The organism is Micromonospora sp. NPDC050695 (assembly GCF_040654415.1).
Classification (GTDB): domain Bacteria; phylum Actinomycetota; class Actinomycetes; order Mycobacteriales; family Micromonosporaceae; genus Micromonospora.
Genome location: NZ_JBFAHZ010000132.1, coordinates 1 through 2281 on the forward strand (window position 1 = coordinate 1; position 2281 = coordinate 2281).

General features: G+C 64.9%; 4 protein-coding genes. 3 read left to right on the forward strand and 1 reads right to left on the reverse strand.

Going from position 1 to position 2281, the window contains the following annotated elements; translation table 11 throughout:
* The first annotated feature begins 361 nt into the window (after nucleotides 1-361).
* Entirely contained in the window at nucleotides 362-631 is a 270-nt protein-coding gene (locus AB0H52_RS31835) for a type II toxin-antitoxin system prevent-host-death family antitoxin (protein WP_151490469.1), read from the forward strand.
* Nucleotides 628-900 (forward strand): type II toxin-antitoxin system RelE/ParE family toxin, encoded by a 273-nt coding sequence (locus AB0H52_RS31840; protein WP_151490468.1) that lies wholly within the window; start codon nucleotides 628-630, stop codon nucleotides 898-900. Before AB0H52_RS31835 ends, AB0H52_RS31840 begins: the two co-directional genes overlap by 4 nt.
* Nucleotides 901-1072: 172 nt before the next feature.
* Here AB0H52_RS31840 and AB0H52_RS31845 read toward each other — a convergent pair whose 3' ends face one another.
* On the reverse strand, nucleotides 1073-1444 hold the full coding sequence (locus tag AB0H52_RS31845) for a winged helix-turn-helix domain-containing protein (protein WP_357951988.1): 372 nt from the start codon (nucleotides 1442-1444) through the stop codon (nucleotides 1073-1075).
* 193 nt (nucleotides 1445-1637) lie between these two features.
* Here AB0H52_RS31845 and AB0H52_RS31850 point away from each other — a divergent pair, with 193 nt between their 5' ends.
* Entirely contained in the window at nucleotides 1638-1907 is a 270-nt protein-coding gene (locus AB0H52_RS31850) for a hypothetical protein (protein ID WP_357951990.1), read from the forward strand.
* Nucleotides 1908-2281 lie beyond the last annotated feature (374 nt).

Consider the following 2281-nt stretch of genomic DNA (forward strand, 5'->3'; position numbering starts at 1 on the left):
ACTTCGACGTCATGCTGATGATCTCTCCTCAGAACCGTCCAGGAAGAGTATCCCCTGGTAGACGAGCTGTCTCACATCAGCGTGACAGGGAGGGCACTGTGACAGCAGAACAGGAGTGACCCAGCCGGCTGTCACCCGTCAGGTGAAGCTGATGTGTAACGGATCAAGTGAAGCCCGACATCGCTGGTCGACTGTCCCGTACGGGAGGTGCTTGAACCCCGCTTCCGTGGGCCCGTCTCCGGTTCGGCGTCGGCGGCCTGCGCCGAGGTCTCGGACCATGCTTCGGATCATGTGATACCGGCTGACCTGCTCGTTGCGAGGCTTGGAAGCCCCGCACCACCTTCGGTTGTACGATTCGTACATGACTGAACCCGCGCGCGATCTCTCGATCTCGGACGCTCGTGATCATCTCGCCGAGGTCGTCTCTCGTGCTGCCTATGGCGGTCGCATTACTTACGTCACCCGTCACGGTCAACGCATGGCCGCGATCGTGCCGGCGGAGGTGGCCGAAGCGATCGAACGCGCCGAGGATGCGGAAGACGTAGCTGCTGCCCGTGAAGCCCTCGCCCGGATTGACGCCGGCGACAAGCCGGTATCCCTGGCCGATCTGCGGGCCGAACTCGGGCTATGAGCGGCGGCACTCGTTACACGGTTCAGATCGACAGATCGGCCGCCAAGCTACTGCGCAAGCTCGAACCCCCCGTGCAGGCGCGGCTCGTCGCCGCCATAGCCGCCCTCGGTGCCGATCCGCGGCCAGACGGCGTGAAATCGCTGGTTGGGCATCGCGGCCTGTTCCGCGTCCGGGTCGGCGACTATCGAGTGGTGTACACGGTGAACGACTCGGTCCTGGTCGTTCTGGTCGTCCACCTAGGCCACCGTCGCGAGGTCTACCGCTTCTAAGGACAGCAGGCATACGGATTCAGACGTTGAAGCGGAACTTAGACTGACGGGCGGTTGACCTGCGGCGACATGGCCAGCGCGCTGGTCACGCCCTGTCTTCGACACTCGCAGTTCATCACTCCTTGACGACGTTTTACGCTGCCTTGTGCCCCGTGTGTGCCCCCGATTCTGACTATCCGATGATGCGAACCTGATCGGCCTCGTACATCTCCACTTCCCCGGCAGCCCTGGTAACCACCACCGCGCCGGGGCCGCTGTAGGTTACGGAGTCACCCGGCCCGATGGTGATGTCTTCGACCTGTCCAAGAGTTCGGATGTACGTCGCGCGCGGGTGACCCGGCCTCTGCTCGACCACCACCAGGCCGTCACTCTTCAACGCGGCGATCACGGTTCGGATGGTGGTCCGGCTGACGCCGTAGCCCTGAGACAGATCCGTCTCGCTGGGAAGCCTCGACCCCGCCACGTACTCACCCGCCGACACCTTGCGGCGGATGTCGTCGGCAACCTGTCGCCAGATGGCCCGCTCCGGGTTCCACTCGATCACAAATTTGACAGTAGGTGCGGACGTAGACCCCTACGTCTGTACGTACTAATCTACGTAGCGTACGGTTCCGTTAGCCCGCTGTGCTGGTCGTAGAGGACCCGAACTCGCCCCGGTGCGGCGGTATCTCCTGCCCGGCTGGGCTCCTTCGACTCGGCCGGGCAGGGCAACCTGCGAGCGGGAAGGGGTCGCCTTCATGCCTACCGAGCAGGAGGGCCGCGCGTGGGTCAGGCCGCAGCCCCGCTCGCCCAAGCCCGGCGAGGAACTATGGATTGACCGTGAAGCTTCGGTGCAGTTCCTGAGGCAGCGGTTCCGGTTTCGGGTGATCTCGGTATGCCCGAAGCCGACCTATCGGGGCTGGGCGTGGCTGACGGGCTACCAGCTCGACGACCGGGGCAACGCCGTCGACAAACGGGAGATCTTCGTTCAGCTAGCCGGCCTGCACCCCGCCCGGCGATCGACGTAGCACCCCCGCACCGCCCCTGCCATCCCGTCACCGTCGTCCCACACACCGTGGAGCGGGTCCGCCCTCCTGAACCAAGGTGGAGCACTCCACGACTGAACGACCCTGGACCAGGAGGGCGGATCTACTCGGCTCCGCCTGGGACAACCGCGACGGGATGGCCTCCCCCTCAACCAACCTCCCACCGCACCCTTTGGTCGCCCCCGGCCATCGCGGAGCCCGAGGCCCCCGCCGGAGGCACGCCCTGACGCAGAAGGGCCGGATTCCCTGGTCAGCAACACGGGGGAGTGTCAAGTTAACGGCTGATCTTGGTTGTTGAGGTGGTCAGTCGTTGGCCGGGGTGAGCCGGCCCTCGAAGGCGATCTGGAAGGCGTTCA

Coding starts and splice junctions, on each gene's coding strand:
- AB0H52_RS31835 (WP_151490469.1), top strand. CDS start 362: ATGACTGAACCCGCGCGCGATCTCTCGATCTCGGACGCTCGTGATCAT.
- AB0H52_RS31840 (WP_151490468.1), top strand. CDS start 628: ATGAGCGGCGGCACTCGTTACACGGTTCAGATCGACAGATCGGCCGCC.
- AB0H52_RS31850 (WP_357951990.1), top strand. CDS start 1,638: ATGCCTACCGAGCAGGAGGGCCGCGCGTGGGTCAGGCCGCAGCCCCGC.